Consider the following 25,080-nt stretch of genomic DNA (forward strand, 5'->3'; position numbering starts at 1 on the left):
GGGGCTCGCAAGCTGCTGATTCAGCGCGATGAATCGACGATTCCGGTCCCCGATAGCACGAGAGTCCGGTCCCCGATGGCACGATAGTGCCGGTCCCTGATAGCACGAGATGATTCACAGCTTATCCCCAGAGCGAGTTGACGAGCGGCGACGGCGGCGCGGGATGCCGAGCGCGTCGGGATCGGTTGGTACGAAGGACAGGATTTCGGGGCCGCCGACGCATTGCTCGATGGTGAGCCGATAGCCCGGCAGCGGCTGGCGGCGGACGATGTCGCGCAGGTCGTAGGCGAAGTGTTTGAGCGGCGAGAGGCTGCCGGACTTCGCGTGGAGGTGGGGGAAATCGAAGCTCCAGCCGAACTCTTGGCGACCGCCGTGCTTGCGCACCAGGCGGTAGAGCCAGCGCTCCAGGCCGCCCGTGAGACCGAAATAGTTTCGGTCGATTGTGAGCACGAGCGCGTCGTCGAGGACCGCGCCATAGAACCAGTCGGGGACGATCAGCTCGAGGCCGAGCGGACGACCGCGGTGATCGGCGCGTTCTTTCCATTCGTTGATCCAGGAGAAACGGTGCATCCGCCGCTCGTTCGGTTGGCGGATGGAGGTCGCGACCGTTGTCGACTGCAACCGGTCGAGTGCGGCCTTCAGGCGGTCGTAGTCGCGTAGCGACACGCCGCGGCCGATGAAATTCAGAATCTCGTAGGGCGTGGTTGCCATCAGGCGCGACGGGCGCAGGCCGACATCGCGCGCTTCGACGATCTGCGAGGCGGCCCAGATGAGGACATCGGCGTCCCAGATCGTGGCCATGCCATGTTCGGGCACGGCTTCGACGCGAATCTTGACCGAGCCCGCCTTGAAGTCGATCGGCGCCAGGCGCTTCGACTTGGCGAGCGAGAAGAACGGATAGGCCATGAGGTCTTGCGCGTCGCGCGGCGCGAGATCGCCGGGCAGCGCCCGGAATAGATCGAGCTGCGCGCGCTCCTCGCGATGGTGGGGGTGGGACGACATGGCCAGCCGTCTCAGCGCGGGAAGCGGCCACCGGCGGTGGCGGGCGAGGCGGTATGGCGTTTGGCCGGAAGCACGGTGCCGCCGCGCGGGTCGGAGGTCGAGGTGACGAGACCGCGATCCGCCCAGGCCTGAAGGTCGTCGATGGAATAGACGACGCGGCCGCCGAGCTTGCGGTAGATCGGGCCGGTTCCGTAGGTGCGATGCTTCTCAAGGGTGCGCTCGGAGAGGCCGAGGAAGCGCGCCGCCTCCTGCGTTCGCAGGTAGCGTGGCGGTATATTGGCGGCTTTCTCGGCCATGATCGAACCTCCGTGGTCTCGCGGGTGGCCGCTGCGGATGAGCGGCGGGTTGCGAGCACGGTGGCGTGAAGACGGCGCCTCGAACGATGTCGAAGTAAGGTCGCTAAATTCGACACCCTTGTGGGTGTCAGCGTTGGTTATAGTGTCAGTGCGGGATTGGAACCGTTCTCTCAGCCTAGAATGGTGCCTTGAACGGCCGGGGTCGTTAGTAAGCCGTCAAGTTGCTATGGCCCCATCGGGCTCGTCCGCGCCCGGCAAGCTCCACGCAGCGAGAAACGGTCTGACGCAGAGTGGCGCGGAGATATCAGCCCGGCTACTGTATTGACGCTTTCCCGGGCGTCCTCATCACGCAGAAAAGCCGCCATGCTGAGTGATGAGCGCGACGACGAAATCCATCACGGCGCGGACGGAAGGCGTCTTGCGCAAATCCCGATGGACAACAAGCCAGATGCCCCGAGAGAAGGATGGAACATCCTGCCCAACCCGCACGAGGTCCGGGTCGGCGTCTCCCAAAAAATAGGGCAGCCCTGCGACGCCTGCTCCGGCGCGCGCTGCGATAAGATGCCCGCTGATATCGTTCAATTCGCACGCGATCGGCCGTGGGCCGGCAATCCCGAGCAGCCATTGCTGCTGTGGCATGTCGGCGAAGCTCTCGTCGTAGGCGATAAACTGCCATCGGTCGGGCGCCTCGCGATGCTCGTAGTCACGGCGTGCGTAGAGACCGAATTCCATGACCCCAAGTTTTCGCGCGAAGCTGCCGGTCTCTTCGGGGCGCACCAGCCGGAGAGCCACATCCGCCTCCCTGCGGCTGAGCGACACCTGCTGCGCCTGCGCGGCGAGAGAAAGACGGATATCCGGATAGAGCGATCGGAAGTGCGCGAGATGCTGTGCCAGCACATGGGCCGCCAGCACCGGCGGGGCGCTGAGCGTGACCTTGCCGATAAGCGGCGTATGCGCAGCCCGGGCAATCCGGGCAATGCTGTCAGCCGCGCTTTCCATCGTGACGGCCTGATCGAAAACCTGCTGTCCGATCGCCGTCAAGCGACAGGATCGTGGCAGGCGGTCGACCAGCATCACATCCAGCTCGGCTTCGAGCGCCGCCAGCCGACGACTGACGGTGGCGTGGTCGACCTTTAACGCACGCGCCGCACCGGACAGGGTGCCACTGCGCCCCACCGCCATGAAATGGCGAAGATTCTCCCAATCGGCCATCTGTGCGATTTCTCCAGGTTCGCTGGCGAATATAGGGAATTTTCGCATAGAAATCACCGGCGTAATTTCGAGACGAATTGCCTTCGTAAGGTTGTCTCGATGTCCGTTTCTTCCCTTCAACACCCACGCATCACGCTTGCTGCCGCCGCGCTTGGCTTCGTGGTCGTTCTTCTCGACGTCAGTGTCGTCAACGTCGCGCTCGACGCCTTGCGCACGAGATTCTCCACCGACGTCGCCGGTCTCCAATGGGTCGTCAACGCCTACACGCTCATCTTCGCCGCCCTGTTGCTCATGGCCGGAGCCCTGGGCGACCGCTTTGGCGCGCGCGCCATCTTCATCGCCGGCTTCGTTCTCTTCACGCTTGCTTCGCTCGCGTGTGGGCTGGCGCCGACGCTGACGACGCTGATTGCGGCGCGGCTCGCGCAAGGTGTCGGCGCCGCGCTGCTGGTTCCGAACTCGTTGTCGCTGCTCAGCCAAGCTTTTCCCGACAAGGAGCAGCGCAACCGCGCGGTCGGATGGTGGGGAGCGGCGGGCGGCATCGCACTGGCGGCCGGCCCGGTGATCGGCGGCTTTCTGGTGACGCATTTCGGCTGGCGGAGCGTTTTCCTGATCAACATTCCGGTCGGGCTGGTCGGCTTGGCCCTGATCCTGCGCTATTCCTCAGCCAGTCCCAGGAACGAGGGCCGCTCGCTCGATCTGCCGGGGCAGGCCGCCGCCATCATGGCGCTCGCATCGCTCGCAATAGCGCTGACGGACGCGGCGTATCTCGGCTGGACCCATCCGCGGATTCTCGTGGCGCTTGGCGTAGCCGTCCTATCCGCAATCGGCTTCATCCTGTTCGAGGCGCGAAGCCACGCACCGATGCTGCCGCTGGCATTGTTCTCCAGTCCGGCCTTCTCGATTGCCTCGATCACCGGCGTTATCGTCAACTTCGCCTACTACGGGCTGATCTTCGTCTTCAGCCTGTTCTTCCAACTGGAGCAGCATCTTTCACCGCAGGAAACCGGCATTGCCTTCCTGCCGATGACCATTGTTCTGATGGTCATGAACATCGTCGCAGGCCGATTGATCACGCGCCTTGGCGCACGCCGGCTCATGGTGTTCGGCCTCCTGCTGGGAGCGGTCGGATATCTTCTACTGATCCCGGTCAGTGTCAGCGGCTCCTACTGGCGACTGGTCGTGCCGATGTTGACGGCGGCGAGCGGAATCGCACTGATGGTGCCGACGATGACGAATGTGACTCTCTCCTCGGTCGATCCGTCACGGGCGGGCATCGCGTCGGGTGTTCTCAACACGGCGCGGCAGGTGGGCGGCATGCTCGGCGTCGCGACGTGCGGTTATTTGGTGCGGGACACAGCGCCTGCCGCGTTTATGCAAGGCATGCATCTCTCGCTCATCGTCGCTGTGGTGCTGCTTCTCGGCACTCAGGCTATCGAGATTGTGTTGCCGCCATCGCACGGCCGGCAGATCAGCGGCCGCCTCCAAGCCGATTGTTGACCAATCGGGCTCGCCTCGTTCGAACGCCAAGAGGAATTGGCGGAGAGCATCAGGCATTGAGCCGACGATTTCGCTGATCAGCGCTTCACGCGCCGCCAGAAGGTCGTCGAGTGCGACCGGCTGCCGCGTCATGCCGATGAAGCCGCGCTCGAACTCAGCCTTGATGTCCTTGCGCCGTACCGTCAGCACCTCGGCCATGGGGCGGTCGTGGCTGATGAGGTAGACAAGAAAGGTCCGTCGCAGCGCGTCGTCGATGCCTTCGTTCGCCAGGAGGTCGCGCGCATCGAAGAGGTCACGTGGGTGCTGCCGGTCGAACGCGGCGACGATCTTGCCGGCATAGAGATCCGGAAAGGAGACAATCCGCATTTCCGCAAACCCGAACTCGTCTTCGACGCTGGAGGAAACCGGACGAAATTCGGGTTCGAATACGCAGCCACGCAGGACCGGCGTGACCTCGATTTTGATCTGTGCACTATCGCTGCGAACCACGAGCTTGGTGATGACGTTTTCGCGCGAGCGCGATGGCGCGACGCGGGTGCCACGAACCGCTTGAGTGATGCGCTCTGCGATGCGCAGCATCGCCGCATCGATGTCGGCCAACGAGGTCGCACGATCCTGAACGGGCAGATAGGTGAGGTCGATATCGACCGAAAGCCGTGGCAGGTCGCGGATGAAGAGATTGATGGCCGTGCCGCCCTTCATCGCAAAACACTCTTCCGCTGCGACGGAAGGCAGCGCGCGGATCAGGAGCGCGACCTGGTTGCGGTAGGCATCAGCAAAAGCCATCAGGGTGCCTCGTCTAGTTCTTTCGGCACGGTGATCTGATAGACGGGATCGTAGCGCCCCTCCTTGACCAGCATGCGCTTGCCCGAGCCAAGATCGATCGCAGCGCGCTCAATGTGTTTGAGCCATGCGTGGCGGTGCCGATCGGCGAAGAAGAAGAAGAGGCGCTTCACCTTCACGCTTCGACAGCGGACAAGCAGCTTCTGCAGCCGTCGTGGAGCAAGATCGCTCAGGCCCTCCATGAGCACGTCGACCTGATGGAAGCTTTCATGGTCGGGCAGCTCGTCGAGAAGCTCGAGGATCGCACGTTCAGGTGCTGAAACCGTAAGCGGCCAATCCCATTGTCCCCAGGCAAGGGAGCGCAGTCCGGCCTCCTGGAGAGGCCGGTCGCCTTCCTTGCCGGCACCCGGAACGAGGGGAGGGAAGTCAACATCGTCCAGGTCGCTCCCAAAGAGCGGTGTGCTGTTGCGGTAGACGAATTCCTCCTTGAGTGGCAGCGCGGCGAGCCAGTTGGGAGGCTTGGTTGGTCCGTGAAGATAGACCTTAGAACTGCCTTGCGAGACGTAATGGGCATAGCCCTGCAGCTCGAGAGCTGACCGGCCACCAACGACAAGGCGATGGCCGAGGAGCGTCTGGAGTGAGATAATGACCTGCTGCCAGCTCAACTGCCCGCGGGGGCGTCGATAGACCCGGCGTGCCGGCTGTTCGAGCCAGCCCGAGGCGACATATTTGGTGCGCAGGGAGGCATAGTAGTCGCGCGCGGTGAGCCACGCGGAATCAACGAGCAAGCCCTCCGGGAGGAGGCGCTCAAGTTGCTTCAGCTTTCCCGTGATTTGCTCACTCATGGTGAACATTCTAGCTTATCTTTAAACCGGGCGCTAGTTTGAAAATACCCCGGTTAGCATCACCTCGGTTAGCAAACGCGGCATATGGCAAACCCGCTGCTATCGTCTTGATACAAATCCTCGAATTCTGATGGCTGAAAACCCCGGTTTCGTATCAGCCAGTCGGAGAGGCCTAACCCGTCTCGGCTGCCTCAATCGGCAAGACCAACCCTCCATCCCAGCAATCTAGGATGGAGGTGGATGTATTGATTTTGCCGGTTTTGACGGTACTTTATCGGGACGCTAGATTCTACGTTTGCCGTCTATGCCTCACCGCGAAACGGTCGATAGATGCCGATAGTTCACAGAATTTTTTCTGTCGTGAAATTCCAAAAAACTCTAGCAAAATCAAGAGGTTGCCTTTTTGACGGCCCCGGCCACGGCGCTGAGAGCCCAAAAGGAAATTTTCTGCAGGAAATCAATTCCTTAGGACAGGAAAAATATTAGAGTGGGCGTGACGGGGAGTGCTGTGGAGTAAAGCAGGATAGAGTAGCGGGTTATATACGATCTTTTCCCAGCGATAGTGGTCGATAGTTCTCGCATCGCTCTGTCATCTGCAAACAATTCGACTCGCGCTAAAGTCCAGTGCATCAAGAGCTAACGTGCGATTGCATGAGGTGCTCTCAACGGGTCAGCTATCGTGAAGACGTAGGTTCAAATCCCGCCCCCGCAACCACTTCCGACATAATTCGCTGATAGTGCAAATATAACAACTTCTTAGACCGTACACGGGGCGGTCGCCTTGCGTTCAGGCTCCGGTTCTCGGACTGAGCCTGGCGATCGTGTTCATCGAACTCCACGAGAGGGCTGCCACTGTCGTCCGACGCTCAGCGCCCATTCCTACTAGGACGAGTAAGCTGACAGTAATCTCGGAATTAGTCTGAGAGCGGTCGTTCTCGCACCTGCATCTGCGAACAATAGAGCTTCTTAGGCGGCGGCTTTCTAGATCAGCGGGACCGACCATTACCAATTCTTCTCTCGCACAAAACCCTTAACTGAGCCAATTTGCGAGAGAGTTCAGTGGCAAATGGGAAGGCCGGCGTTTCGGTTGATCGCTGCAAAGGCGTCAGACTCAGCCAGACAGCGAAGTCACGGCCCTTTGCACATACTCCCGCACTCTGCGCGGGGTGTTTCGGGTGTTTTTGCAGCGCCCGAACCGTCGCGGTGCAAGTTTCCAAGCACGATAGCCAAAATTGAGAGCGCGAGGATGAAGAGTCCGAAGATGCCCGCCGTTTCCTCAAGCCCGATTTGCTGCGCGAGATAGCCAGCAGCAATGGCTGGCACGGCGTTGGCAAGATAGCTTTCGATGTAGAAGGCGGCCATGAGGCTTGCGCGCTCCTGTGGTGCGGCGAGCGGAACGACGCTGCGCAGTGCACCCAGAAAGCCGGCGCCGAAGCCCAGTCCCGCGACCACCGAGCCCAAAAGCAAAGCCAGTGGCAAGGAAAGCGCAACGCCGCAAAGGATCATGCACACACCGATGATGAGCGCCGTTGAACCTGCGATAAGCGAGGCGTGGGCCGAGTGTCGCCTGGCAAAGAGGATTGCGGTCGCACCGCTGACGGTGAGCGCCGCAACGGTGAGCCCCCCCATCCAGGTGGCATCGGATCCCGCGACTTCTTTCAGGAGCGAAGGCATCAAGGAGAGATAAAAGCCGCCCAGTGCCCAGGCTGCGACATTGACGGGTGTGACGATGAGGAGAGTACGCCTTGCCGCGACCGGAACGGCGATGCGCGGGCGCCAGTTCCAGGCGTGCCGCGCGCACTCCACTGCTGTCTCCGGTGATCGCGCGGTGCGGAGGAGTTGCATCAGGAAGACAGCGAGAAGCAGGAGATAGACGAGATGCAGCGGCGCCGGTGCGAACTGGGCCAGAAGCCCACCGCCAAGCGCACCGAGGCCCATGCCGGCCATCGGCGCCACGCTGCCGACAAACGCGCCGCGCTCCCGATCGATGTCGATCAGAGCCGCGCCGAGCGACGCGGTGGCAAGCCCCGTGGAGAAGCCTTGCAGGAGCCGGGCGGCGACCAGCCAGACGACATCCTTCGCCGCAAGAAAAAGGACGAGAGCGCCCGCTTGCAAAAGAAGCGCGCCGATGATCACGGGACGCCGGCCAAACCGGTCGGAAAGGGAGCCAAAGCACAGAAGAGCCACGAGCAGCGCCAGAGCATAGACGGCGAAAACGATTGTCAGGAGAAAGGGCGAGAAGCCCCACATCTCCTGGTAAAGCCGATAGAGAGGCGTTGGAGCGGCGGAGGCAGCGAGGAAGGCGACCAGGGAGATCGCGTGAAGGGCGATCGAGGGCCTGTGCGGCGGCACCAAGCCATCGAATTTGGTGGTCATCGGGTTGCTCCTGCGATAAAAGAGAATAAATTGCTTTTAGCGATGTAACCCCAATTCCACACTAACGCAAATATTTTGCTTTAATGCGGAATCGGGGCGGTTATCGAAAGGGTTTTGCGGTGGCAAACATGGGTGAAGCACGACAAAGAGGCGGCGCGCGCCCGGGCGGGCGCAGCGCCCGGGTGCAGGTCGCGGTTCATCGCGCGGTTCGAGAACTTCAGGCCAAAGGGGAACCGGGGGAGCTGACCGTACCGACCGTTGCTGCGCAAGCTGGCGTCACCCCCTCTACGATATACCGGCGCTGGGGCTCGCTTGCGCAACTCCTGTCCGACGTGGCGGCGGAAAAGCTTCGCCCCGATAGCGAGCCCGAAGATACGGGAAGCTTGAGAGGTGATCTGCGCACATGGCTTGAGCAATATGTGGAGGAGATGTCCTCGCAGCCGGGCCGGGCCATGGTGCGGGACGTCTTGGGGGGAAACCAGCCGGAAAATGCCGCTTTATGCTCAACCTATTTGCGCCAACAGTTCGAGAGCATCCAAGCTCGCGCGCTGGCGCGGGGCGAGACACCCCCATCGACGGACGTGCTGCTCGACCGGATTGTTGCGCCGATGATCTACCGCATCCTGTTCACATCGTCGGTGCCCGAGGTCGAGTATTTCTGGCGGCTGCTTGACGATGTCCTGGAGGGCAAACCCGCCGCACAATGATTGGGCGGAAAACATCGCAAACGCGCTTCGTGCAGCGCGCGATCAGACAGCGAGAGCATTTTGCAGTCAGGTGGACTCACCTGACGTCGCATAAATGCGGTGAAAACAAATGGACAGAGCGGAACAGCGTTTCCGTGAAACGATGATCCGTTCTAGCTGCGTCCGGCTCGATCGAAGCGCTGACGGGCTTGCTCGATCGCCTGCCAGTTGTCCCGGATCCAACCGGTAAATCCTTCAAGCGCCGGCAGCATCGTTTTGCCCATCGGCGTCAGCTCGTATTCGACGCGCGGCGGCACCTCGGCGAAGTAGTGGCGTGTCACCAGGCCGTCGCGCTCCAGGTTGCGGAGCGTGAGGGTGAGCATGCGCTGCGAAATGTCCGGGATCCCGTTCTTGATCTCGGAGAAGCGCAGCGCTCTTGCGGGATCCAGTGCGAGAATGCTCATCACGAGTATCGTCCATTTGTCGCCAAGCCTCGCCAGAACGCCATTTGGCGCGCATGGCGTGAGGATCGGCCCTTTCTTCGTTTCGATATAGGGCCGACCGTGGATCGTCTTTTCCATGCGTTACCTCCAGGTAACCGGCAGACAAAAATGTGCCGTCTTGCGTGCTTCTTATAGCAGTGCCATTTCGTAACTATCAATGGTTATGGAAAGGAACTTTTAATGGAAGACGAAAGGACGGTGCTCGTGTTCGGCGCCACGGGGCAACAGGGAGGGGCGGTTGCGCGGGCGCTCGAGAGTGCCGGATGGCATGTCAGGGCGCTTGTCCGCGACCCCGCCGGCGAGAAGGCAAAGGCGCTTGAGGCCATCGGCGTCGAGTTGCACAAGGGCGACTTTTCGGATGTCGCGTCCACCGAAGCGGCGATATCGGGGATGTACGGCGTCTTCAGCGTGCAGCCCAGTTCAGGACAAGGCGCGGCATATGGCGTTACTGACGAAGAGGAGGTCCGCTACGGCAAGATCGTTGCTGACATGGCCGTGAAGCACGGTGTTCGGCATCTCGTCTACACCTCCGCCGGTGCTGCTGGCAAAGGCAAAACCGGTCTGGGGCATTTCGACAGCAAGACGGAAATCGAGGAGCATATTCGTGGTCTGCCCATCCGTAGCACGATCGTGCGGCCGGCCGCCTTCATGGAGATGTTGATGCTGCCGGGCATGGGCCTGGACCGGGGATCATTCAGCTTCTTCATGCGGCCCGATCAGGCCATGCAGTTCATCGCGGTAAACGACATCGGAAAGATCGTTGCCTCGATTTTCGCCGATCCCGAGCGCTTTACGGGTCAGACCATCGAAATTGCAGGGGACGAGGTCACTGGAAGCGGAATGCAGGAGACGCTCAGCCGAGCCGCAGGCAGGACGATCACATACAATCGCTTCCCCGACAGCCTCCTTGAACAGAATGCGTTCCTTGGACGATTGGCAGGGCTCGTCGACGACGGCCGATGTGCCGGATCAGCGGACATCGACACTCTCCGCAAGGATTTCGGCGCACTGACGACCCTTGATGCGTGGCTCTCCGGACCCGGCAAGCCGCTTCTTGAGGCCGCCTTGCAGGCGCAGGATGCACCGGTCGCGCTTCGCTAAGCCTTTCTCACTAGCGGACGCGGACGCGGACGCCTGTGTACTGGCGTCCGCGTCCTCATCTCCGTCGGAGTGTCAATCGCTCCAGCGTACTCGAACTGACGTTCGACATTATCCTTGACGGCAAGGTGACCCAACCCAGTTCCGAAGAGCCATTCACAGCAATGTTTGCATTATGGGTTACAATGAGCTGACGGTTCTGCTTTGCGCTGTGAAGCCTATCGGTGAGATCGGCAATGATCTTATTTCCCAGATCACCTTCCGGCTGGTCGACGATTAATGGTCCGCCGAGCTGCTCAAGAAATATGGACGCTTTTGCAAATGAGATTTCGCGCGTTCCGTCCCAATACGACAGCGCTATTGAGGGCGAAGTGCACGCGCGCTCATCCCTCATGGCTGATTGCGGGAACTGATCCGCCTGGCTACCTGCTTTCGGTCAGGAGGGCGGACCGCGCCAGTTTTCGCGCGGGATTGATACCACCGCTGATATGGGCGCGCCCCACCATCTTCAAATGCATTCTTCCCTTTCGCCGACCATAACGCCCGCGCCCGTTCGCCGTCCTGACTGTCGAGCTTGTCGGCCATCCAGAGAAGCGCGCCGAAGATCATCGCGCGGTCATCGCCGGTCAGTTCCACAATGCCCGCCTTGACGACGAGACCACCGAGTTCGATCAGATGCCGCGTTCGTTTGCGGCGCTCAACCTGCCAGCTTCGCATGTCATGCCGCGCCCGTTGTGCCTGATGCCGGTTGCGCGCCGCCCGGTTGCGGCGGAGCGCTGCCGCTGTCGCGGTCAGCCGCCTTTGCAGATCGCCGCGACCGGCTGCGAAAGAACGCTGCACCACGTTTCGCCCATGCCTCCCTCTTTGCGGGGTCTTTCGTTTCCGAGAGCGCAACCAGTGCCCCCGCCAGTTCCTCGACACTGAGCGCATCTGCTCCCGTGGCGATCACCAGTTCACCCAACTGCTGCACCTTGCGTGTTTTCAGTTCCTTGGCCTTGTCCTCCAGCGCCTTGAGTTCCGCATCGAAGTTTCGCGGTTTCCGCATGTGTGCCTCCTATCGGTCTGCAACTTGATGATGCAGTAAGGATAGTTGCGTGAGGCGCGGAACGCAGTATTGTTGCCGGGACGGTCTGGCACGGTCCGGTCCATCCCGAGATTTTTTCGAGGGAGGGCGCGCTTATACGTCGTTCCGACGTGCGCTTGACCGTGCCATTCCTGGATCGCGATGGCGATCTATCATCTTCACGTCAAGGTCATTTCCCGCAAGAGCGGCCAGAGCGCGGTGGCGTCCGCCGCCTACCGCTCGGCCTCGCGTTTGCGCGACAACCGGCTGGACCGCGATCAGGATTTTACGGCCAAGCGCGGCGTCGTTCATTCCGAGGTGTTGCTGCCGGAGAACGCACCCGAGGTGTGGGAGGATCGCGAACGGCTTTGGAACGATGTCGAAGCCTTCGAGGTCAGGAAGGATGCCCAGCTTGCCCGCGAGGTGGAATTCGCCATTCCGCGCGAGATGACGCAGGCACAAGGCATCGAACTTGCCCGCGACTTCGCACAGTCCGAATTTGTCGATCAGGGCATGATCGCCGACCTCAATGTGCATTGGGACATCGGCGAGGACGGCATGCCCAAACCCCATGCCCATGTCATGCTCACCATGCGCGAGGTGGATGAAGATGGCTTTGGCAAAAAGCAGCGGGACTGGAACCGTACGGAGATGGTGGAGCGCTGGCGGGAACGCTGGGCCGAGCTTGCCAATGAACGGCTGATGGAACTCGACATAGACGCGCGCATCGACCATCGCAGCCTTGAGGCGCAGGGCATCGCGCTGGAGCCGCAAACACAGATCGGCGCCCCCGCGCAGCGCATCGAGGTCGAAGGGATCGAAGCCGCCGACCGGGCTGAATTGCACCGCGAGATCGCGCGCAACAATGGCGAACGCATCATCGCTAATCCTTCCCTCGCACTGGACGCGATCACACATCAGCAATCGACCTTCACGCGCCGCGACATGGCGATGTTCGCGCATCGGCACAGCGACGGCATCGACCAGTTCAACGAGGTCATGGGCGCGATGCGCGGTTCGCCCGATCTGGTCGAACTTGGTCAGGATTCTCGCGGTGTAGATCGCTTCACGACGCGCGAGATGATCGAGGCCGAACAGCGCCTGCACCGCGCCGTCGAACTTATGGCTGAGAAGGAATTGCACGCGGTCAGTGACAGGGACAGAGAGGCAGCGCTTGCGCGCGCCGAAGAACGCGGGCTGATCCTGTCCGGTGAGCAGGCCGATGCGCTGGCGCATGTCACGGACGTGCGCGATCTCGGCATCGTGGTCGGCTATGCCGGAACAGGAAAGAGCGCCATGCTCGGCGTTGCACGCGAGGCTTGGGAGGCGGCAGGCTACGAGGTCAGGGGCGTCGCCCTTTCCGGCATCGCGGCGGAAAATCTCGAAAGCGGATCGGGCATTGCATCCCGCACCATCGCCAGCATGGAACATGGCTGGAAGAACGGCCACGACCAGCTCACCTCACGCGATGTGCTTGTCATCGACGAGGCGGGCATGGTCGGCACGCGCCAGTTGGAGCGCGTGCTGTCCCATGCCGCAGACGTTGGGGCAAAAGTGGTGCTGGTCGGCGATCCGCAACAGTTGCAATCCATCGAAGCGGGCGCAGCATTCCGCTCGATCCACGAGCGCCATGGTGGCGTCGAAATCGATACCGTACGCCGCCAGCGCGAGGACTGGCAACGCGATGCCACGCGCGATCTGGCGACGGGCAGAACGCGAGACGCCATTCATGCCTATGACCGTCACGATATGGTGCATGCAGCGCAAAGCCGCGAACAGGCGCGTGACGATCTGATCGAGCGTTGGCACCGCGACCGGCAGACATCACCGGATGCCAGCCGCATCATCCTCACCCATACCAATGCCGAGGTGCGGGAACTCAACGAAGGCGCGCGGGAACGGATGCGGGACGCGGGCGATCTGGGCGAGGACGTGCGCGTCACGGTCGAGCGCGGCGAACGCAGTTTTGCCAGCGGAGACCGTGTCATGTTCCTGCAAAACGAACGTGGTCTTGGCGTCAAGAACGGTACGCTCGGTACAATCGAAGAAGTCAGTACCCAGAGCGTGACGGTGCGCGCCGACGACGGGCGCAACGTCTCGTTCGACCTCAAGGACTACGACCGCATCGACCACGGCTATGCTGCGACCATCCACAAGGCGCAGGGCATGACGGTGGACCGCACCCATGTGCTGGCGACACCGGGATTGGATGCACACGGCAGCTATGTCGCCCTGTCGCGTCACCGCGACGGCATGGACCTGCATTACGGCCGCGACGACTTCGCCAGTCAGGATAGGCTGGTGAACACGCTGTCACGCGACCGGGCGAAGGACATGGCCACCGATTACGAGCAGCAGCTTGACCCGGCGCAGGAGTATGCCGAGCGGCGCGGCATCACCTTCCGTGCCCGCGTGGCCGAGATCATGCGCAAGCTCGTGCCGGAGAATGTCCGCGACAGGATCGAGGACATCATCGATAGCTTGCGTTCCCCGGGCGACGGTGTGCCTGGATCAGATGCTGTGAAGCAGCCGGAAAGGGAGGTCGCCGGGAAGGACGCGGACCGCGAAGCCGCAGCACGCGTGCCGAAAGCGGAGATAGACCCGGAACAGGCAACACGCCGCGCCCGTGGACAGGCGTTCGTCCGTCATGCCCGAGCCGTGGACGCAATCTTCAAGGCGCAGGCGCACGATATCGCCGCAACGCCCGAGCAGATTGAGGAACTGCAAGAGGCCCGCACGGCATTCAACGATTTACGGCCCCACGGCTCTCACGATGCTGAAGCCGTCTACAAGAGGAATCCCGAATTTGCGACGGAGGTCGCTTCGGGCGATCCCGACCGAGCCTTGCCAGCAAGACGTGCCCTGCAACTGGAAACCGACCTGCGCAAGAACCCCGACCTGCGCGCCGACCACTTCGTGGAGCGGTTTCAGGAGCTTAAGCAGACCGGTGAGCGCCAATATGCGGCGGGCGATTATTCCGGCTACAAATCCATCCGGGCCGAGATGGGCAACATGGCAAAAAGCCTTGAACGCGATCCGCAGCTTGAATCCATCCTTGAAGGCCGCAAACGCGATCTAGGCATCTCGTTCGAATCAGGCATGGGCATCAGCCGTGACCTCGCCCTTAGTCACGGTCTCGGCAGGGGGCGAGGGCGAGATCTCGGCTTGTAAGGTTTTCCTTTTTACCGCCGATTGTACGCCGCAGCCCTACGCCGGCTAAATATTTCTTGCACAACGACAAATCCGTGCCCTGACTGGTCTCAGAAGCCGTCAGGAACAATCAGTAGGAGGCGTCGTCACCATGCCCGCATCAGATCGTATCATCCGTCTCAAAACCGTCCTTGCCCGCACCGGCCTGTCCCGGTCCACCATCTATCGCAAGATCGCTGAAGGCACATTCCCGACCCAACTCAAGATCAGCGTCAACGGAGCGGGATGGCGGGAATCCGAGATCAATCGCTGGATCGCTAACCCTGTCGCATGGCGACCAGAGGGAGAGCGCAGCGATGGCCGGTGACGAAAAGCACAATGGCAGAGAGAGCCCGACGAATGACAACCGTCCACCCGATGGGCAGGAGAGCGGGGAGAAGGCCGTGGCTTCCGAGCGGCTTGATGCGGTTGTGCTGTCCATTGCCCGGTTGATCGGCAGGCAGATGGCACGGGAGGACTTCGCCGCTCTTACTGCCGCCAACGATAATCGGGCCGGAAGCGCAGACCACTCAGAAAGCGCCGAGGATGATGAATGAGGGGAACCATTACCCAAAATATTGACATCTTATGGGATGTCTATAAATTGTCTCCCATGAGACTGGTTCTAGATACCAATGTGATCGTGGCAGGGTTCCGCAGTCGCAATGGCGCCAGCAACTTGCTTCTGCGTTTCGCGGATCGTGGCGTGGTGACGCCGCTTTGTTCGACAGCGTTGTTTCTGGAATATGAAGCCGTGTTGAGCCGACCGGAAACTCGGCACGCGACAGGGCATGGTCTTGACGATGTAGCCTTGGTGATGAGCGCGCTTGCCGCCATTGCCGAGGGCGTTGATATTTCGTTTCGGACGCGGCCAATGCTGTCTGATGTCGCCGACGAAATGGTGCTGGAAGCTGCCTTGAACGGGCAGGCCGAGGCCATCGTCACGCATAACGTGAAGGATTTCCGTCCGGCGCTCAGGCTGGGCGTGACCGTGGTTACACCGGGAGAGATCGTCAGGAGATTGAACACATGACACAGACCCAACGCTACAAATACCCGCTGCAACTGCCGCAGTCGCTCAAGGAGACGGCGGCGCGTCTGGCGCAGGAGGACGGCGTGTCGCTCAACCAGTGGATCGTCTCGGCGGTCGCGCAGAAGATCGGGGCCGTGGAGACGGCCAGCGAATTCCTGAAAGCGCGCGCAGGCACGACGAAACGCGGCGCTCTGACAGGCTTGCTGGACAAAGCACCGGATGCGCCGCCGCTGCCGGAAGACAGTATGTGACGCAATGAAGTGCCGGAATGCGTCTGCGGTGAAAGCCTTTTTGCCTGCTGGCAGTGGGCCGGAACGAAACCGCCCCCTCAAGGCCAGGCCGCGTTCCGCGGTGGCGCGTGCCGCGCCAGCCTTGACCGGTCGGCTCCGTCCCGGCGGGGGCTTGTGAGGCAGGAAAGGCGAGGCGTGCGCTGGCGAGCAGCGCCAGCCGCAACGAGACCGCCCAGACGCAGAGCATTGTTCGAATGAAGGAGAAGCAGACCATGACCCGTGCAGCCCTTTATGCCCGCTATTCCTCCGATAACCAGCGGGAAGCATCGATTGAAGACCAGTTCCGGCTTTGCGAAGAATATGCAGCGCGTGAACGCTGGCAGGTTATGGGCAGCTACCAGGATGCAGCCATATCGGGGTCGAGCACCATTCTCCGCACCGGCATCCAGCAGCTTGTGCGGGACGCGCAGCGCGGCGAGTTCAATATCCTTCTGGCCGAAGCGCTGGACCGTATCAGCCGCGATCAGGCGGACGTTGCCACGCTCTACAAGCACTTGAAGTTCGCAGGCGTCAGCATCGTGACGCTGGCCGAGGGCGAAATCTCCGAGCTTCATGTCGGCCTGAAAGGCACGATGAACGCGCTGTTCCTGAAAGACCTTGCCATGAAGACCCATCGCGGCCTTCGGGGCAGGGTGGAGAAGGGCAAGGCGGGTGGTGGCTTGTGCTACGGCTACAAGGTCGTGAAGAAGTTCGATGCCAACGACGAGCCGATCCGGGGGGATCGGGAAGCCATTCCCGAGGAAGCGAACGTAATCCGCCGCATTTTCCGCGAATTCGCTTCCGGCAAAAGCCCGAAGGCGATTGCCGTTGACCTCAACCGGGAGGGCGTTCCCGGCCCGCTTGGCCGTGCATGGGGCGACACCAGCATCCGGGGCCATGCCAGCCGGGGAACCGGGATCGTCAACAACGAGCTTTATGCTGGCGTGCTTGTGTGGAACCGCCTGCGGTTTATCAAGGACCCGTCCACCGGCAAGCGCGTGTCGCGGATCAACCCGGAAAGCCAATGGATCAGGAGGGAGGTTCCGCATCTGCGCATCGTGGACGATGAATTGTGGAACGCCGTCCGCGCCCGTCAGAAGCAGATATCGGAAATCTTCGGGCCGAACCTGGCCAATACGCTTGAAGGCCGGATGAAGCGCGTGCATCTGGCGAACCGCCCGGTTCATCTTCTTTCCGGCCTTCTGACCTGCGGTTGCTGCGGGGGCAAGATCGGCATCATCACGCCGAACCGTTATGCCTGCCTCAACCATCATCGGCGCGGCACCTGCGACAATGGCCGGTCCATCACCCGCGACAAGATCGAGGCGCGCGTACTGACCGGCCTGAAAGAGCGACTTGTGTCCTCGGAAGCGGTTACCGAGGCCGTCAAAGCCTATGCGGAAGAAATGAACCGGCTGAACCGCGACCGGCGTGCGCAGACTACCACGGACCAGAAGGCGCTCGCCAAGATCGAAAAGGCCATCGCAGGCATTATCGCGGCTATCGAGGACGGCATGTATCAGCCGAGCATGAAAGCGCGCATGGATGAGCTTGAGCGGCAGAAGGCCGAGATTGTCGCCCGCATGGCCGAAGCGCCCGCCGATGTGCCGGACATTCATCCGAATGTCGCCAATCTCTACCGCCTACGTGTGGAACGCTTGACCGAAGCCCTCAATGACCCGGACGGCGGCAAGCAGGCAGCGGAAGCCCTTCGTTCCCTTATCGGTGAAATCATCCTCACGCCTGGAGCCAAGCGCGGTGAGGTTCACGCCACCTTACGCGGCGAGTTGTTCGGCATCCTCGACTTTGCCAAGGCGGAAGAAACCGGCAGGCCAGCCGGATTTATGCCAGCAGTCGAAGCCTGCCCCCGCAACCAACGATTCCTGCGATATGACAGAAGGCGATCCAACCGGGTCGCCTTTTTCGTTTGTACCGGTTCGACGGGACCGGACTTGACGCTGCCCCTGAGCGGTCGACCCCGGAAGGAGGTCGTCGAGGACGCCGATCTCGGAAAGAGCCTCAGGGTCTTTCTTGTTCGCAGCAAAGCGCAAGATGGCCGCCAGATCGCCCCGCAGAACAATTTGAAGCTCGTTGCCTTCAGGAACCAGATCAATCCGGTCGACGAGGGAACGGAAGGTCTGCGCCGCCAGGGCCGTGGTCTCTTCGTTCTGAAGGTCGCCGTACAGCGCAGAGATGCGCTGATGGTAGATCTCGGCCATGTTCGGGTGCAGCAGAGGCGGCGGCTCATCGACGTTCGCCAACATCTCCGTCAGTTCCGCCTTGCGGGCCTCCAGCTTCTCCATCCGTTCCTTCAACTGCAAGGGTGGGACACCGGAAAGGATCGCGTCAATGGCCTTGTCCAAGTCACGCACGGTCTTTTCCAATTCTCGCTGGGCGGCATCCATATCTGTGCGGCGCTCGATCCGCCGGCGGTTCACCTCACGGGTGAACTCGGCGCAGAATTCCTTGAACAGCCCGGGCTCCATCAGATGCGTATGGAGGCCCTGGAGGACTGACTTCTCGAGCGCGTCGCGACGGATGTTCAGCCGATTGTTGCAGATGCCCTTGTTGCGGGCGCCGAAGCAGCCGAGCAGATCCTTGGAGATCATGGTGTAGCCGCTGCCGCAGCAACCGCATTTGACCATGCCGGTGAACAGGTGCTTCGGCCGCCGTCGTGCGTTCAGCATGTTCTCGCCGGGCTCGGACTGAGGCTCACAGGCGAGTACCTTCTGGCGTGCCTTCGCCGCGTCCCACACGGCCTGTTCGACGATGCGAAGTTCCGGAACGTCCTGAATGACCCATTCGCTCTCCGGGTTGAGGCGCGAAACGCGCTTGCCTGTGTCCGGGTCCTTCAGATAGCGCAGCCGATTCCAGACCAGCTTGCCGACATAGAGTTCGTTGTTGAGAATGCCGACGCCGCGCTTCGGATTGCCATGAATGGTGGTTGGTCCCCATGCCTTGCCCTGCGGACCGGCAACGCCCTCACGGTTGAGCGTCATGGCGATCGTGCGTGAGGACTTGCCGGCGAGGTAGTCGGCAAAGATGCGGCGCACGACAACAGCTTCCGCTTCATTGATGGTTCGATCGCCGCGGATCGCCTCGCCATTGACGTCGAACTGTTTGACGACATCATAGCCGAAACACAGTCCGCCCCCGGACTTGCCTTCCTCGACGCGGCCGCGCAGGCCACGGCGCGTCTTGTCGGCCAGGTCCTTCAGATAGAGCGCGCCCATCGTCCCCTTGAGGCCGATATGCAATTCGCTGACTTCGCCTTCCGACATTGTGACGATGGTGACGCCGGCGAAGCGCATGCGCTTGTAAAAACCAGCGATGTCCTCCTGATCGCGCGACAGTCGGTCTAGCGATTCCGTCAGGATGACGTCAAACCGGCGCTTGAACCCATCAGCGATCAGCTTCTGGATGCCGGGCCGGATCAGGGATGCGCCTGAGATGGCACGGTCTATATAGCTGTCAACGACCTGCCAGCCTTCGCGCTCGGCACGAGCGCGGCAAATGCGAAGTTGGTCTTCGATGGAAGCGTCGCGCTGATTGTCGGAGGAGTAACGGGCGTAGAGCGCAACCTTCATGAAACGACCTCCCTATTCCGGAAGGCGGTCGCCGGCTTTGCGCTTCCCTTCAGCTTCGACGAATTCCTTTGCGGCCTGTCGCGCAAGCATACGGACGAATTCGACGAGACGAGAGTCGGGCTTGGCCGGATCATAGGCCGGGGAGCGCAGGGATGGTTCGAGAACCACCCGTACCCTTTCGGTTGTTGTCCTTCTCGGCCTTGCCACAACGACGTCCTTGCCTTCGGGCGGACCATTCCGCTCCGGGCAAAGACTGGGCCGGAAGTCGGCGGATTTGAATGCGAAATCGCGGGCATGTCAGCGACCTTCAGCGTAGGGCGTCGTCCTCTGGTGTCTCGCCTCGTAGTCAAGCGTAGACTATGCGGCGGGAAAAGCGAATGCCGTCGTAAAAATACTGGAATTTCGCGGAGGCTCAGTCCATTCGTCGCCGATATCTCTGGAACAACTCGGATCATTATTCAGTCCTCACCGAAGCCGTTGCGCTCCAAATCCTTGATCCTGACCATCATGCTGCGTCGACGATCGTAAGGCAGATCTTCAAAACCGAAACGTCGATAGAAGGCGCGCACTTCATCATCGAGTGGATGCGTGAGCACACCGACGCAGCCGACCTCCTTCGCCACCCGGACGGAGGTCTTCAGAGCGTAGAACAGCAGCGACCGGGCAACGCCCGTCTTCTGAAAGCGACGATCAACCGCAAGCTGCCCAAGGAGAAAGATCGGGATGTTCTCCGGTCTGTTGCGCTGCGATGCCTTCGGCAAATACTCCCTTTCGATATGCCCCATGGCCAGTGTGACGTATCCGGCAATCTCGCCTGTCTGCGCATCGCAGATGACTGTGCTCCGGGAAACGCCGAGTTGCTGGTTGCGCCAAGCGTGCCGGCGGAACCATTCGTTCATTGAATCCCGGCCACAATCGAAGGCCTGTCGATTGTCTTCCTCGATGAGCTGGCGCGGTGGACTCAGTCGCGCCATGCCGGACGGGTCTTTGCAAGGTCGCGCAGGCCGGGAACATCCTTCGGCGGACTATTCACCCACGCCTCGAATTTTTCCCAATCGACGGCAGGGATGACGATGCGATTCTGATGGAGCAGTTCCATTTCAGCGGCTTCCACCGCCTTGCGGCGGATGAAGTCACTCAGATTGGTGCGGGACTGCTCGGCTGCTGCTTCGAGCAATTCACGTTCTTTCGACGATACCCGGACGCTCACAGGAGCAAGATTTGCCATGGCGACGTTCCTTCATTGATTGTAGGACGATAGCATACATTTCCGCTCTAGGGCCAGACATTTCTGCTGACAATTCGAATGCGGGGAAGAATCAAGCCGCTCGCCGATCCCACGACTGAGAGGAAGAGGTCGGTGCGGTTTGCCGCGACGGGTTGGGATTGGGAGAGAGGCTTCCAAGGCCCGTCGTGGAGACAATCCCGATGGCCAAACATCATCGCAACGCTCGTCCCAGCTCCAAGCGGACGAGCATTTATGACGACATCACCAACAAGATCATCGCCGAGCTGGAGGCCGGCCGCGTTCCCTGGGTTCAGCCCTGGGGCACCGCCGCTGCCAAGGCACCGCTCGGCCTGCCACAGAATGCGGCTACGAGCCGCAATTACTCCGGTATCAATGTGCTCATCCTCTGGGGCGCCGTCATCCAGCACGGTTTTCCAAGCCAGGGTTGGCTCACGTTCCGTCAGGCCCTGTCGCTTGGGGGCAATGTGCGCAAAGGCGAGCGCGGCACCACCGTCGTCTATGCCGACCGCTTCACGCCGGAGGACGAGAAGAAGCGTGCTCGCGAGACCGGCGAAGAGCCCCAGGCGATTCCGTTCCTGAAGCGGTTCACCGTCTTCAACCTCTCGCAATGCGAGAACATGCCCGAGGAGATGGTTGCGGTGGCGCCGCCTCCGCCCCCCGGCCAGATCGAGCCGAAGGTCGAGGCGCTCATCAAGGCGACCGGCATCGATTTCCGCATCGGCGGCAACAAGGCCTTCTACGTGCCGTCGCTCGACTATGTGCAGGTCCCTCCGCCCGCCGCCTTCTTCGAGCCCATCAACTGGCACAGAACGGCCTTGCACGAGATCTCCCACGCCAGCGGTCATCACAGCCGCCTCAACCGGGACCTTACCGGCTCGTTTGGCTCCAAGCCTTATTTTTTCGAGGAATGCATCGCCGAAATTTCGAGCGCCTTTTGCTGCGCGGCGATGGGGATCGTCCCTACTGTGAGGCACAGCGATTATATCGGCGCGTGGATCGACACGATGCGCGAGGATTCCCGCGTCATCTTCCGCGCGGCCTCCCAGGCCAGCAAGGCCGCCGACTGGATTCTTTCCTTCCTGCCGGACGATCAGTCCTCTGTCGACGCCATCGAGGCCAAGACGAGCATCGACAGGAGGGCCGCGGCATGATCCTCCTGACCGATGATCTTCGCGAGCGCCTGCTCGCCAATGGCCGTCAACGCGGCGCTGATCGCGTGCCCGTGGTGAAGTTCTTCAACCCCTTTGGTGCGGGTGTGTGGCTCGCCACCGAACTGGACGCCGATGGCGAGACCCTGTACGGCCTCGCCGAAATCTGCGAGCCGGAGCGCGGCCACTTCTCGCTCAGCGAGTTGTCCTCGCTACGGCTTCCATTCGCGATGGAAATCGAGCGCGACATCCTGTTCACCGGAACTTTCCGCTCTCGGCGTGGGCGGAAGCTGCCCGCCAGGCCGGCAGCATCCGGGCTGCGGAACGCGCGCTCTATCGCGCCGCCCGATCTTGGCCGCAGAGTCGGTAGCGCGCTGATGCCAGCGCCTGAAGGCGGTCGCAGAAGGACCGCCTCCGCCGGCATTTCCTGAACAAGGGAATCCTGTCATGATGAACCGTGTGCAGTTGCGCGCGATGCTGGCGCGCATGGAGTCGCGCCTTGCCGAAACCCGCCACAATCTCAGCCAGGCCGAGCGCGTTCTGGCCGTTAGGGCCGAGGCCGAGACAATCAGCCGACGCCCGAAGGCGAGACACTATCATCGCCGGATGAGCCGATGGACAGGCGCCGACGAAGCGGAATACCAGCGCATTCTCGATGACCTGCTGGAGATATCCGGTCCGGACCTCGACCGCTTGCGGCGCAAGATCGACCGGCAGGACGCGGCCATCGAGGCGCTACGCCGCAAATACGGCGTCAACATGGAGCGGCCACCGTTCCTGGACTGGTGACGGGAATGCTGACCTGCCGGCGCTGGTACTTGTGGCCGACGGATCAGAGAGCGAGAGGAGCGACCGGTTCGGTCGACGGGTTGGGAGGCTGAGAGAGAGGCTCTCTGCCGCCCGTCGCGGAGTATCCGACCATGGCCAAGGCTGCCAAGAAGATCGTCTTCTCGCGCTCGCGAGACATCCCCTTCAACAAGCTCGTGCTGAGCGAGTCGAATGTCCGCCGCGTCAGGCCAGACACCGATGTTGAGGAACTGGCCGACGACATCGCCCGCCGCCAGGACCTCGTGCAGGGACTCAACGTCCGGCCGATCCTCGATGACGACGGCAACGAGACCGGCATGTTCGAGGTGCCGGCGGGCGGGCGGCGCTATCGCGCCATCGAGCGCCTCGTGAGAGCCAAGCGCTTTCCGAAGGACGGCCTCGTGCCTTGCATCGTGCGCGATCCGTCGACCAAGATCCTTGCCGAGGACGATTCGCTTGCCGAGAACGTCCATCGCGTCGCGCTGCATCCGCTCGATCAGTTCCGGGCCTTCAAGGACATGCGCGACAAGGGCATGAGCGATGAGGAAATCGCCGTTGCCTTCTTCACCACCGCCCAAGTCGTGCATCAGCGACTGCGCCTCGCCGCCGTCTCGCCCGCACTGCTCGAGATCTACGCCGAAGATGGCATGACGCTGGAGATGCTGATGGCCTTCACCGTCAATCCCGATCATGCCCGCCAGGAGCAGGTCTGGGAAGCGATCCAGCATTCGTGGAACCGCCAGCCCTGGCATATCCGCCAGATGCTGACGGAAACCACGGTTCTCGCTTCCGACAGGCGGGCGCTCTTTGTCGGTGTCGATGCCTATGTCGCGGCCGGCGGCACCGTACTGCGGGATCTGTTCAAGGCCGACGACGGCGGCTGGCTCGAGGACGTGCCGCTTCTCGACAAGCTCGTCTCCGAGAAGCTCAAGACGGTGGCCGACGAGATCGCCAATGAGGGCTGGAAGTGGGTTACGGTCGATCTCGATCTGCCTTATGGCTACAACCATGACCTGCGGGCACTGACCGGCACCTCTGTCGATCTGAGCGACGAGGAGCGCGCGGAACGTGAAGCCCTGCGCGAGGAATACGAGCGGCTTGAGGCCGAGTATGCCGAAGCCGAGGAACTCCCCCACGAGGTCGACCAGCGGCTCGGCGAGATCGAGGCTGCTCTGGAAGCCTTCGAGCAGCGTCCGGTCATTTACGATCCTGAGGACAACACCCGCGCGGGCGTTTTCGTCAGCGTCGACCGCGATGGCAAGCTCGTCGTCGATCGCGGCTATGTCTGGCCTGAGGATGAGTCGCGGCCTGACGTCGAGGGCGAGGGATCGCAGTCCGAGCCTGGCAGCGAAGCCGAGCGCAGCAAGGAGCACCCGGTCCAGCGCGCCGTCATCACCATCGGCGGCCAGTCCACCGATGCGGAGGAAGACGACGACAGCGATGTCGTCAAGCCGCTGCCAGACCGGCTGGTGACCGAGCTCACTGCCCACCGCACGCTGGCGCTGCGCGATGCTCTGGGCAGCAATCCCCATGTCGCGATAACTGCGCTCCTGCACAAGCTGGTACGTGACACTTTCCAGCGGACAGGGGCACATGGCGGGAGCCTTGAAGCTTCGGTCCGGCACGTCTTCTTCCGCGAGCAGGGCAAGGACCTCGCCGACAGCCCCTACGCGAAGTCGGTCGCCCAGCGGCACGAGGACTGGAAGGCAGAACTGCCGGCCGACGACGACGCGCTCTGGGCGTGGCTGATCTCTCTGGACAATGCCAGCCGCCTGGCGTTGCTCGCCCACTGCGTCAGCTACGGGATCAACGCGCTCTACGAGCGGCCCAATCCCTACAGCGCCACCGGCGTCTCGCAGCATGGGCTTGACCGGCGCATGGCAGAAGCCCACCGCCTGACCCATGCCACCGGGCTCGACATGGTGGAAGCTGGTTTCCGTCCGACGGTCGAGAACTATCTCGGCCGCGTGACCAAGGCGCGTATCCTGGAGGCCGTGCGTGAAGCGCTCGGCGAGGATAAGGCCCAGCTCATCGACCATCTCAAGAAGGCCGACATGGCGAAAGAAGCCGAGCGGCTCCTGGCCGACAGCGGCTGGCTTCCCGAGCCGCTGCGGAACATTGATGTCGAACCGGAGACAGCTGTCGAATCGGAAGGAGACGCCGAGGCGTTGCCGGCCTTTCTCGACGGTGATGGCGGCGCATCGGCCGATGCCGATGCGGATGCTGACGAACCGGCGCAGGTGTTCGCCGCAGAATAGCTGCCAGGGGCGGCTTCGGCCGCTCCGTTTATTCCATCCCTCCACCTCAAGGCCCGGCATACGCCGGGCCTTTTTCGTTTCTGGAGTGTAACGACGTGATGATGAAGGCGCGGGCCTTCGTCGCGCGCGAAATCGCGGATGGCCTTTGGACGGTCTGAGAGCAAGAGGGCAGTGTGGCC

22 protein-coding genes and 3 pseudogenes are annotated in these 25,080 nt (G+C 61.8%); 13 read left to right on the plus strand and 12 right to left on the minus strand.

Translation table 11 applies throughout. The features are described from left to right. Positions 1-114: 114 nt before the first annotated feature. The 3 genes from C5748_RS12460 to C5748_RS12470 form a co-directional block, all read right to left on the minus strand. Positions 115-1,002 (minus strand): replication initiator protein A, encoded by an 888-nt coding sequence (locus C5748_RS12460; protein WP_105742264.1) that lies wholly within the window; start codon positions 1,000-1,002, stop codon positions 115-117. Between the two features lie 11 nt (positions 1,003-1,013). Further along, positions 1,014-1,298: a helix-turn-helix transcriptional regulator gene (locus C5748_RS12465; protein WP_105742265.1), complete on the minus strand. Its 285-nt coding sequence runs from the start codon at positions 1,296-1,298 to the stop codon at positions 1,014-1,016. A gap of 345 nt (positions 1,299-1,643) precedes the next feature. Further along, on the minus strand, positions 1,644-2,510 hold the full coding sequence (locus C5748_RS12470) for a LysR family transcriptional regulator (RefSeq protein WP_105742266.1): 867 nt from the start codon (positions 2,508-2,510) through the stop codon (positions 1,644-1,646). Positions 2,511-2,609: 99 nt separating this feature from the next. On the opposite strand from C5748_RS12470, the pseudogene C5748_RS12475 reads away from it, so the two are divergent. Beyond that, a pseudogene (locus tag C5748_RS12475) lies at positions 2,610-3,800 on the plus strand (MFS transporter); the annotation flags it as partial. Here the strand turns inward: C5748_RS12475 and C5748_RS12480 are convergent. From C5748_RS12480 to C5748_RS12490, 3 genes are all read right to left on the minus strand, one after another. Continuing rightward, a complete protein-coding gene (locus tag C5748_RS12480) occupies positions 3,771-4,793 on the minus strand; it encodes a nucleotidyl transferase AbiEii/AbiGii toxin family protein (protein ID WP_245429059.1) in 1,023 nt (340 codons plus the stop codon). The pseudogene C5748_RS12475 and the gene C5748_RS12480 sit on opposite strands and share 30 nt — an antisense overlap. Beyond that, positions 4,793-5,635: a type IV toxin-antitoxin system AbiEi family antitoxin gene (locus tag C5748_RS12485; RefSeq protein WP_105742453.1), complete on the minus strand. Its 843-nt coding sequence runs from the start codon at positions 5,633-5,635 to the stop codon at positions 4,793-4,795. Before C5748_RS12485 ends, C5748_RS12480 begins: the two co-directional genes overlap by 1 nt. Positions 5,636-6,763: 1,128 nt before the next feature. Further along, positions 6,764-8,011, minus strand: coding sequence for an MFS transporter (locus C5748_RS12490; RefSeq protein ID WP_105742268.1), 1,248 nt, complete (start codon positions 8,009-8,011; stop codon positions 6,764-6,766). Between the two features lie 128 nt (positions 8,012-8,139). Here C5748_RS12490 and C5748_RS12495 point away from each other — a divergent pair, with 128 nt between their 5' ends. Further along, positions 8,140-8,718: a TetR/AcrR family transcriptional regulator gene (locus C5748_RS12495; protein WP_105742269.1), complete on the plus strand. Its 579-nt coding sequence runs from the start codon at positions 8,140-8,142 to the stop codon at positions 8,716-8,718. 152 nt (positions 8,719-8,870) lie between these two features. Here C5748_RS12495 and C5748_RS12500 read toward each other — a convergent pair whose 3' ends face one another. After that, positions 8,871-9,278, minus strand: a complete 408-nt coding sequence (locus C5748_RS12500) for a winged helix-turn-helix transcriptional regulator (RefSeq protein WP_105742270.1) — start codon at positions 9,276-9,278, stop codon at positions 8,871-8,873. A 102-nt stretch (positions 9,279-9,380) separates the two neighbouring features. Between C5748_RS12500 and C5748_RS12505 the strand changes: the two genes are divergently transcribed. Next, positions 9,381-10,301 (plus strand): NmrA/HSCARG family protein, encoded by a 921-nt coding sequence (locus C5748_RS12505; protein ID WP_105742271.1) that lies wholly within the window; start codon positions 9,381-9,383, stop codon positions 10,299-10,301. A 387-nt stretch (positions 10,302-10,688) separates the two neighbouring features. Here the strand turns inward: C5748_RS12505 and C5748_RS12510 are convergent, their stop codons facing one another. Then, on the minus strand, positions 10,689-11,015 hold the full coding sequence (locus C5748_RS12510; RefSeq protein ID WP_105742272.1) for a conjugal transfer protein TraD: 327 nt from the start codon (positions 11,013-11,015) through the stop codon (positions 10,689-10,691). Between the two features lies 1 nt (position 11,016). Continuing rightward, a complete protein-coding gene (locus tag C5748_RS12515; protein ID WP_105742273.1) occupies positions 11,017-11,343 on the minus strand; it encodes a conjugal transfer protein TraD in 327 nt (108 codons plus the stop codon). A 180-nt stretch (positions 11,344-11,523) separates the two neighbouring features. Between C5748_RS12515 and traA the strand changes: the two genes are divergently transcribed. The 6 genes and pseudogenes from traA to C5748_RS28865 form a co-directional block, all read left to right on the plus strand. Further along, positions 11,524-14,532 (plus strand): Ti-type conjugative transfer relaxase TraA, encoded by a 3,009-nt coding sequence (gene traA, locus C5748_RS12520; RefSeq protein ID WP_105742274.1) that lies wholly within the window; start codon positions 11,524-11,526, stop codon positions 14,530-14,532. Between the two features lie 130 nt (positions 14,533-14,662). Further along, the gene (locus C5748_RS12525; RefSeq protein ID WP_105742275.1) at positions 14,663-14,878 is read left to right on the plus strand and encodes a helix-turn-helix transcriptional regulator; all 216 of its coding nucleotides are present in this window, start codon (positions 14,663-14,665) and stop codon (positions 14,876-14,878) included. Beyond that, entirely contained in the window at positions 14,868-15,107 is a 240-nt protein-coding gene (locus tag C5748_RS12530) for a hypothetical protein (RefSeq protein ID WP_105742276.1), read from the plus strand. Before C5748_RS12525 ends, C5748_RS12530 begins: the two co-directional genes overlap by 11 nt. Then, the gene (locus C5748_RS12535) at positions 15,104-15,583 is read left to right on the plus strand and encodes a putative toxin-antitoxin system toxin component, PIN family (protein ID WP_245429062.1); all 480 of its coding nucleotides are present in this window, start codon (positions 15,104-15,106) and stop codon (positions 15,581-15,583) included. Before C5748_RS12530 ends, C5748_RS12535 begins: the two co-directional genes overlap by 4 nt. Next, positions 15,580-15,834, plus strand: a complete 255-nt coding sequence (locus C5748_RS12540) for a toxin-antitoxin system HicB family antitoxin (protein ID WP_105742277.1) — start codon at positions 15,580-15,582, stop codon at positions 15,832-15,834. The genes C5748_RS12535 and C5748_RS12540 overlap by 4 nt, the downstream gene beginning before the upstream one ends. A gap of 251 nt (positions 15,835-16,085) precedes the next feature. Beyond that, positions 16,086-17,138 (plus strand): annotated as a pseudogene (locus C5748_RS28865) (recombinase family protein); the annotation flags it as partial. A gap of 489 nt (positions 17,139-17,627) precedes the next feature. Here the strand turns inward: C5748_RS28865 and C5748_RS12550 are convergent. The 3 genes from C5748_RS12550 to C5748_RS12565 all read right to left on the minus strand — a co-directional run bounded on the left by C5748_RS12550 (position 17,628) and on the right by C5748_RS12565 (position 20,667). Then, positions 17,628-19,439, minus strand: a complete 1,812-nt coding sequence (locus tag C5748_RS12550; RefSeq protein ID WP_105742278.1) for a recombinase family protein — start codon at positions 19,437-19,439, stop codon at positions 17,628-17,630. Positions 19,440-19,897: 458 nt separating this feature from the next. Then, positions 19,898-20,413, minus strand: a complete 516-nt coding sequence (locus tag C5748_RS12560; RefSeq protein ID WP_105742280.1) for a GNAT family N-acetyltransferase — start codon at positions 20,411-20,413, stop codon at positions 19,898-19,900. Further along, positions 20,401-20,667 carry a type II toxin-antitoxin system TacA family antitoxin gene (locus C5748_RS12565; protein WP_105742281.1) on the minus strand — a complete coding sequence of 89 codons (267 nt, stop codon included), beginning with the start codon at positions 20,665-20,667 and terminating at the stop codon, positions 20,401-20,403. The genes C5748_RS12560 and C5748_RS12565 overlap by 13 nt, the downstream gene beginning before the upstream one ends. A 200-nt stretch (positions 20,668-20,867) precedes the next feature. On the opposite strand from C5748_RS12565, the gene C5748_RS12570 reads away from it, so the two are divergent. The 4 genes and pseudogenes from C5748_RS12570 to C5748_RS12585 all read left to right on the plus strand — a co-directional run bounded on the left by C5748_RS12570 (position 20,868) and on the right by C5748_RS12585 (position 24,901). Further along, entirely contained in the window at positions 20,868-21,839 is a 972-nt protein-coding gene (locus C5748_RS12570; RefSeq protein WP_105742282.1) for an ArdC family protein, read from the plus strand. Beyond that, a pseudogene (locus C5748_RS12575) lies at positions 21,836-22,206 on the plus strand (DUF2958 domain-containing protein). The gene C5748_RS12570 and the pseudogene C5748_RS12575 overlap by 4 nt, the downstream one beginning before the upstream one ends. A 77-nt stretch (positions 22,207-22,283) precedes the next feature. Continuing rightward, the gene (locus C5748_RS12580) at positions 22,284-22,625 is read left to right on the plus strand and encodes a hypothetical protein (protein ID WP_105742283.1); all 342 of its coding nucleotides are present in this window, start codon (positions 22,284-22,286) and stop codon (positions 22,623-22,625) included. A 131-nt stretch (positions 22,626-22,756) separates the two neighbouring features. Continuing rightward, positions 22,757-24,901: a ParB/RepB/Spo0J family partition protein gene (locus C5748_RS12585; protein WP_105742284.1), complete on the plus strand. Its 2,145-nt coding sequence runs from the start codon at positions 22,757-22,759 to the stop codon at positions 24,899-24,901. The last annotated feature ends 179 nt before the right edge of the window (positions 24,902-25,080 follow it).

It is taken from the genome of Phyllobacterium phragmitis (assembly GCF_002980495.1).
Lineage (GTDB): Bacteria > Pseudomonadota > Alphaproteobacteria > Rhizobiales > Rhizobiaceae > Paramesorhizobium > Paramesorhizobium phragmitis.

What these genes read in the sequence shown, in the direction of transcription:
- C5748_RS12550 (WP_105742278.1), bottom strand. Translation starts at nt 19,439, where the DNA reads ATGAAGGTTGCGCTCTACGCCCGTTACTCCTCCGACAATCAGCGCGAC.
- C5748_RS12540 (WP_105742277.1), top strand. Translation starts at nt 15,580, where the DNA reads ATGACACAGACCCAACGCTACAAATACCCGCTGCAACTGCCGCAGTCG.
- C5748_RS12565 (WP_105742281.1), bottom strand. Translation starts at nt 20,667, where the DNA reads ATGGCAAATCTTGCTCCTGTGAGCGTCCGGGTATCGTCGAAAGAACGT.
- C5748_RS12495 (WP_105742269.1), top strand. Translation starts at nt 8,140, where the DNA reads ATGGGTGAAGCACGACAAAGAGGCGGCGCGCGCCCGGGCGGGCGCAGC.
- C5748_RS12535 (WP_245429062.1), top strand. Translation starts at nt 15,104, where the DNA reads ATGAGGGGAACCATTACCCAAAATATTGACATCTTATGGGATGTCTAT.
- C5748_RS12560 (WP_105742280.1), bottom strand. Translation starts at nt 20,413, where the DNA reads ATGGCGCGACTGAGTCCACCGCGCCAGCTCATCGAGGAAGACAATCGA.
- C5748_RS12460 (WP_105742264.1), bottom strand. Translation starts at nt 1,002, where the DNA reads ATGTCGTCCCACCCCCACCATCGCGAGGAGCGCGCGCAGCTCGATCTA.
- C5748_RS12525 (WP_105742275.1), top strand. Translation starts at nt 14,663, where the DNA reads ATGCCCGCATCAGATCGTATCATCCGTCTCAAAACCGTCCTTGCCCGC.
- C5748_RS12500 (WP_105742270.1), bottom strand. Translation starts at nt 9,278, where the DNA reads ATGGAAAAGACGATCCACGGTCGGCCCTATATCGAAACGAAGAAAGGG.
- C5748_RS12465 (WP_105742265.1), bottom strand. Translation starts at nt 1,298, where the DNA reads ATGGCCGAGAAAGCCGCCAATATACCGCCACGCTACCTGCGAACGCAG.
- C5748_RS12530 (WP_105742276.1), top strand. Translation starts at nt 14,868, where the DNA reads ATGGCCGGTGACGAAAAGCACAATGGCAGAGAGAGCCCGACGAATGAC.
- C5748_RS12510 (WP_105742272.1), bottom strand. Translation starts at nt 11,015, where the DNA reads ATGCGAAGCTGGCAGGTTGAGCGCCGCAAACGAACGCGGCATCTGATC.
- C5748_RS12490 (WP_105742268.1), bottom strand. Translation starts at nt 8,011, where the DNA reads ATGACCACCAAATTCGATGGCTTGGTGCCGCCGCACAGGCCCTCGATC.
- C5748_RS12580 (WP_105742283.1), top strand. Translation starts at nt 22,284, where the DNA reads ATGATGAACCGTGTGCAGTTGCGCGCGATGCTGGCGCGCATGGAGTCG.
- C5748_RS12585 (WP_105742284.1), top strand. Translation starts at nt 22,757, where the DNA reads ATGGCCAAGGCTGCCAAGAAGATCGTCTTCTCGCGCTCGCGAGACATC.
- C5748_RS12485 (WP_105742453.1), bottom strand. Translation starts at nt 5,635, where the DNA reads ATGAGTGAGCAAATCACGGGAAAGCTGAAGCAACTTGAGCGCCTCCTC.
- C5748_RS12515 (WP_105742273.1), bottom strand. Translation starts at nt 11,343, where the DNA reads ATGCGGAAACCGCGAAACTTCGATGCGGAACTCAAGGCGCTGGAGGAC.
- traA (WP_105742274.1), top strand. Translation starts at nt 11,524, where the DNA reads ATGGCGATCTATCATCTTCACGTCAAGGTCATTTCCCGCAAGAGCGGC.
- C5748_RS12470 (WP_105742266.1), bottom strand. Translation starts at nt 2,510, where the DNA reads ATGGCCGATTGGGAGAATCTTCGCCATTTCATGGCGGTGGGGCGCAGT.
- C5748_RS12570 (WP_105742282.1), top strand. Translation starts at nt 20,868, where the DNA reads ATGGCCAAACATCATCGCAACGCTCGTCCCAGCTCCAAGCGGACGAGC.
- C5748_RS12480 (WP_245429059.1), bottom strand. Translation starts at nt 4,793, where the DNA reads ATGGCTTTTGCTGATGCCTACCGCAACCAGGTCGCGCTCCTGATCCGC.
- C5748_RS12505 (WP_105742271.1), top strand. Translation starts at nt 9,381, where the DNA reads ATGGAAGACGAAAGGACGGTGCTCGTGTTCGGCGCCACGGGGCAACAG.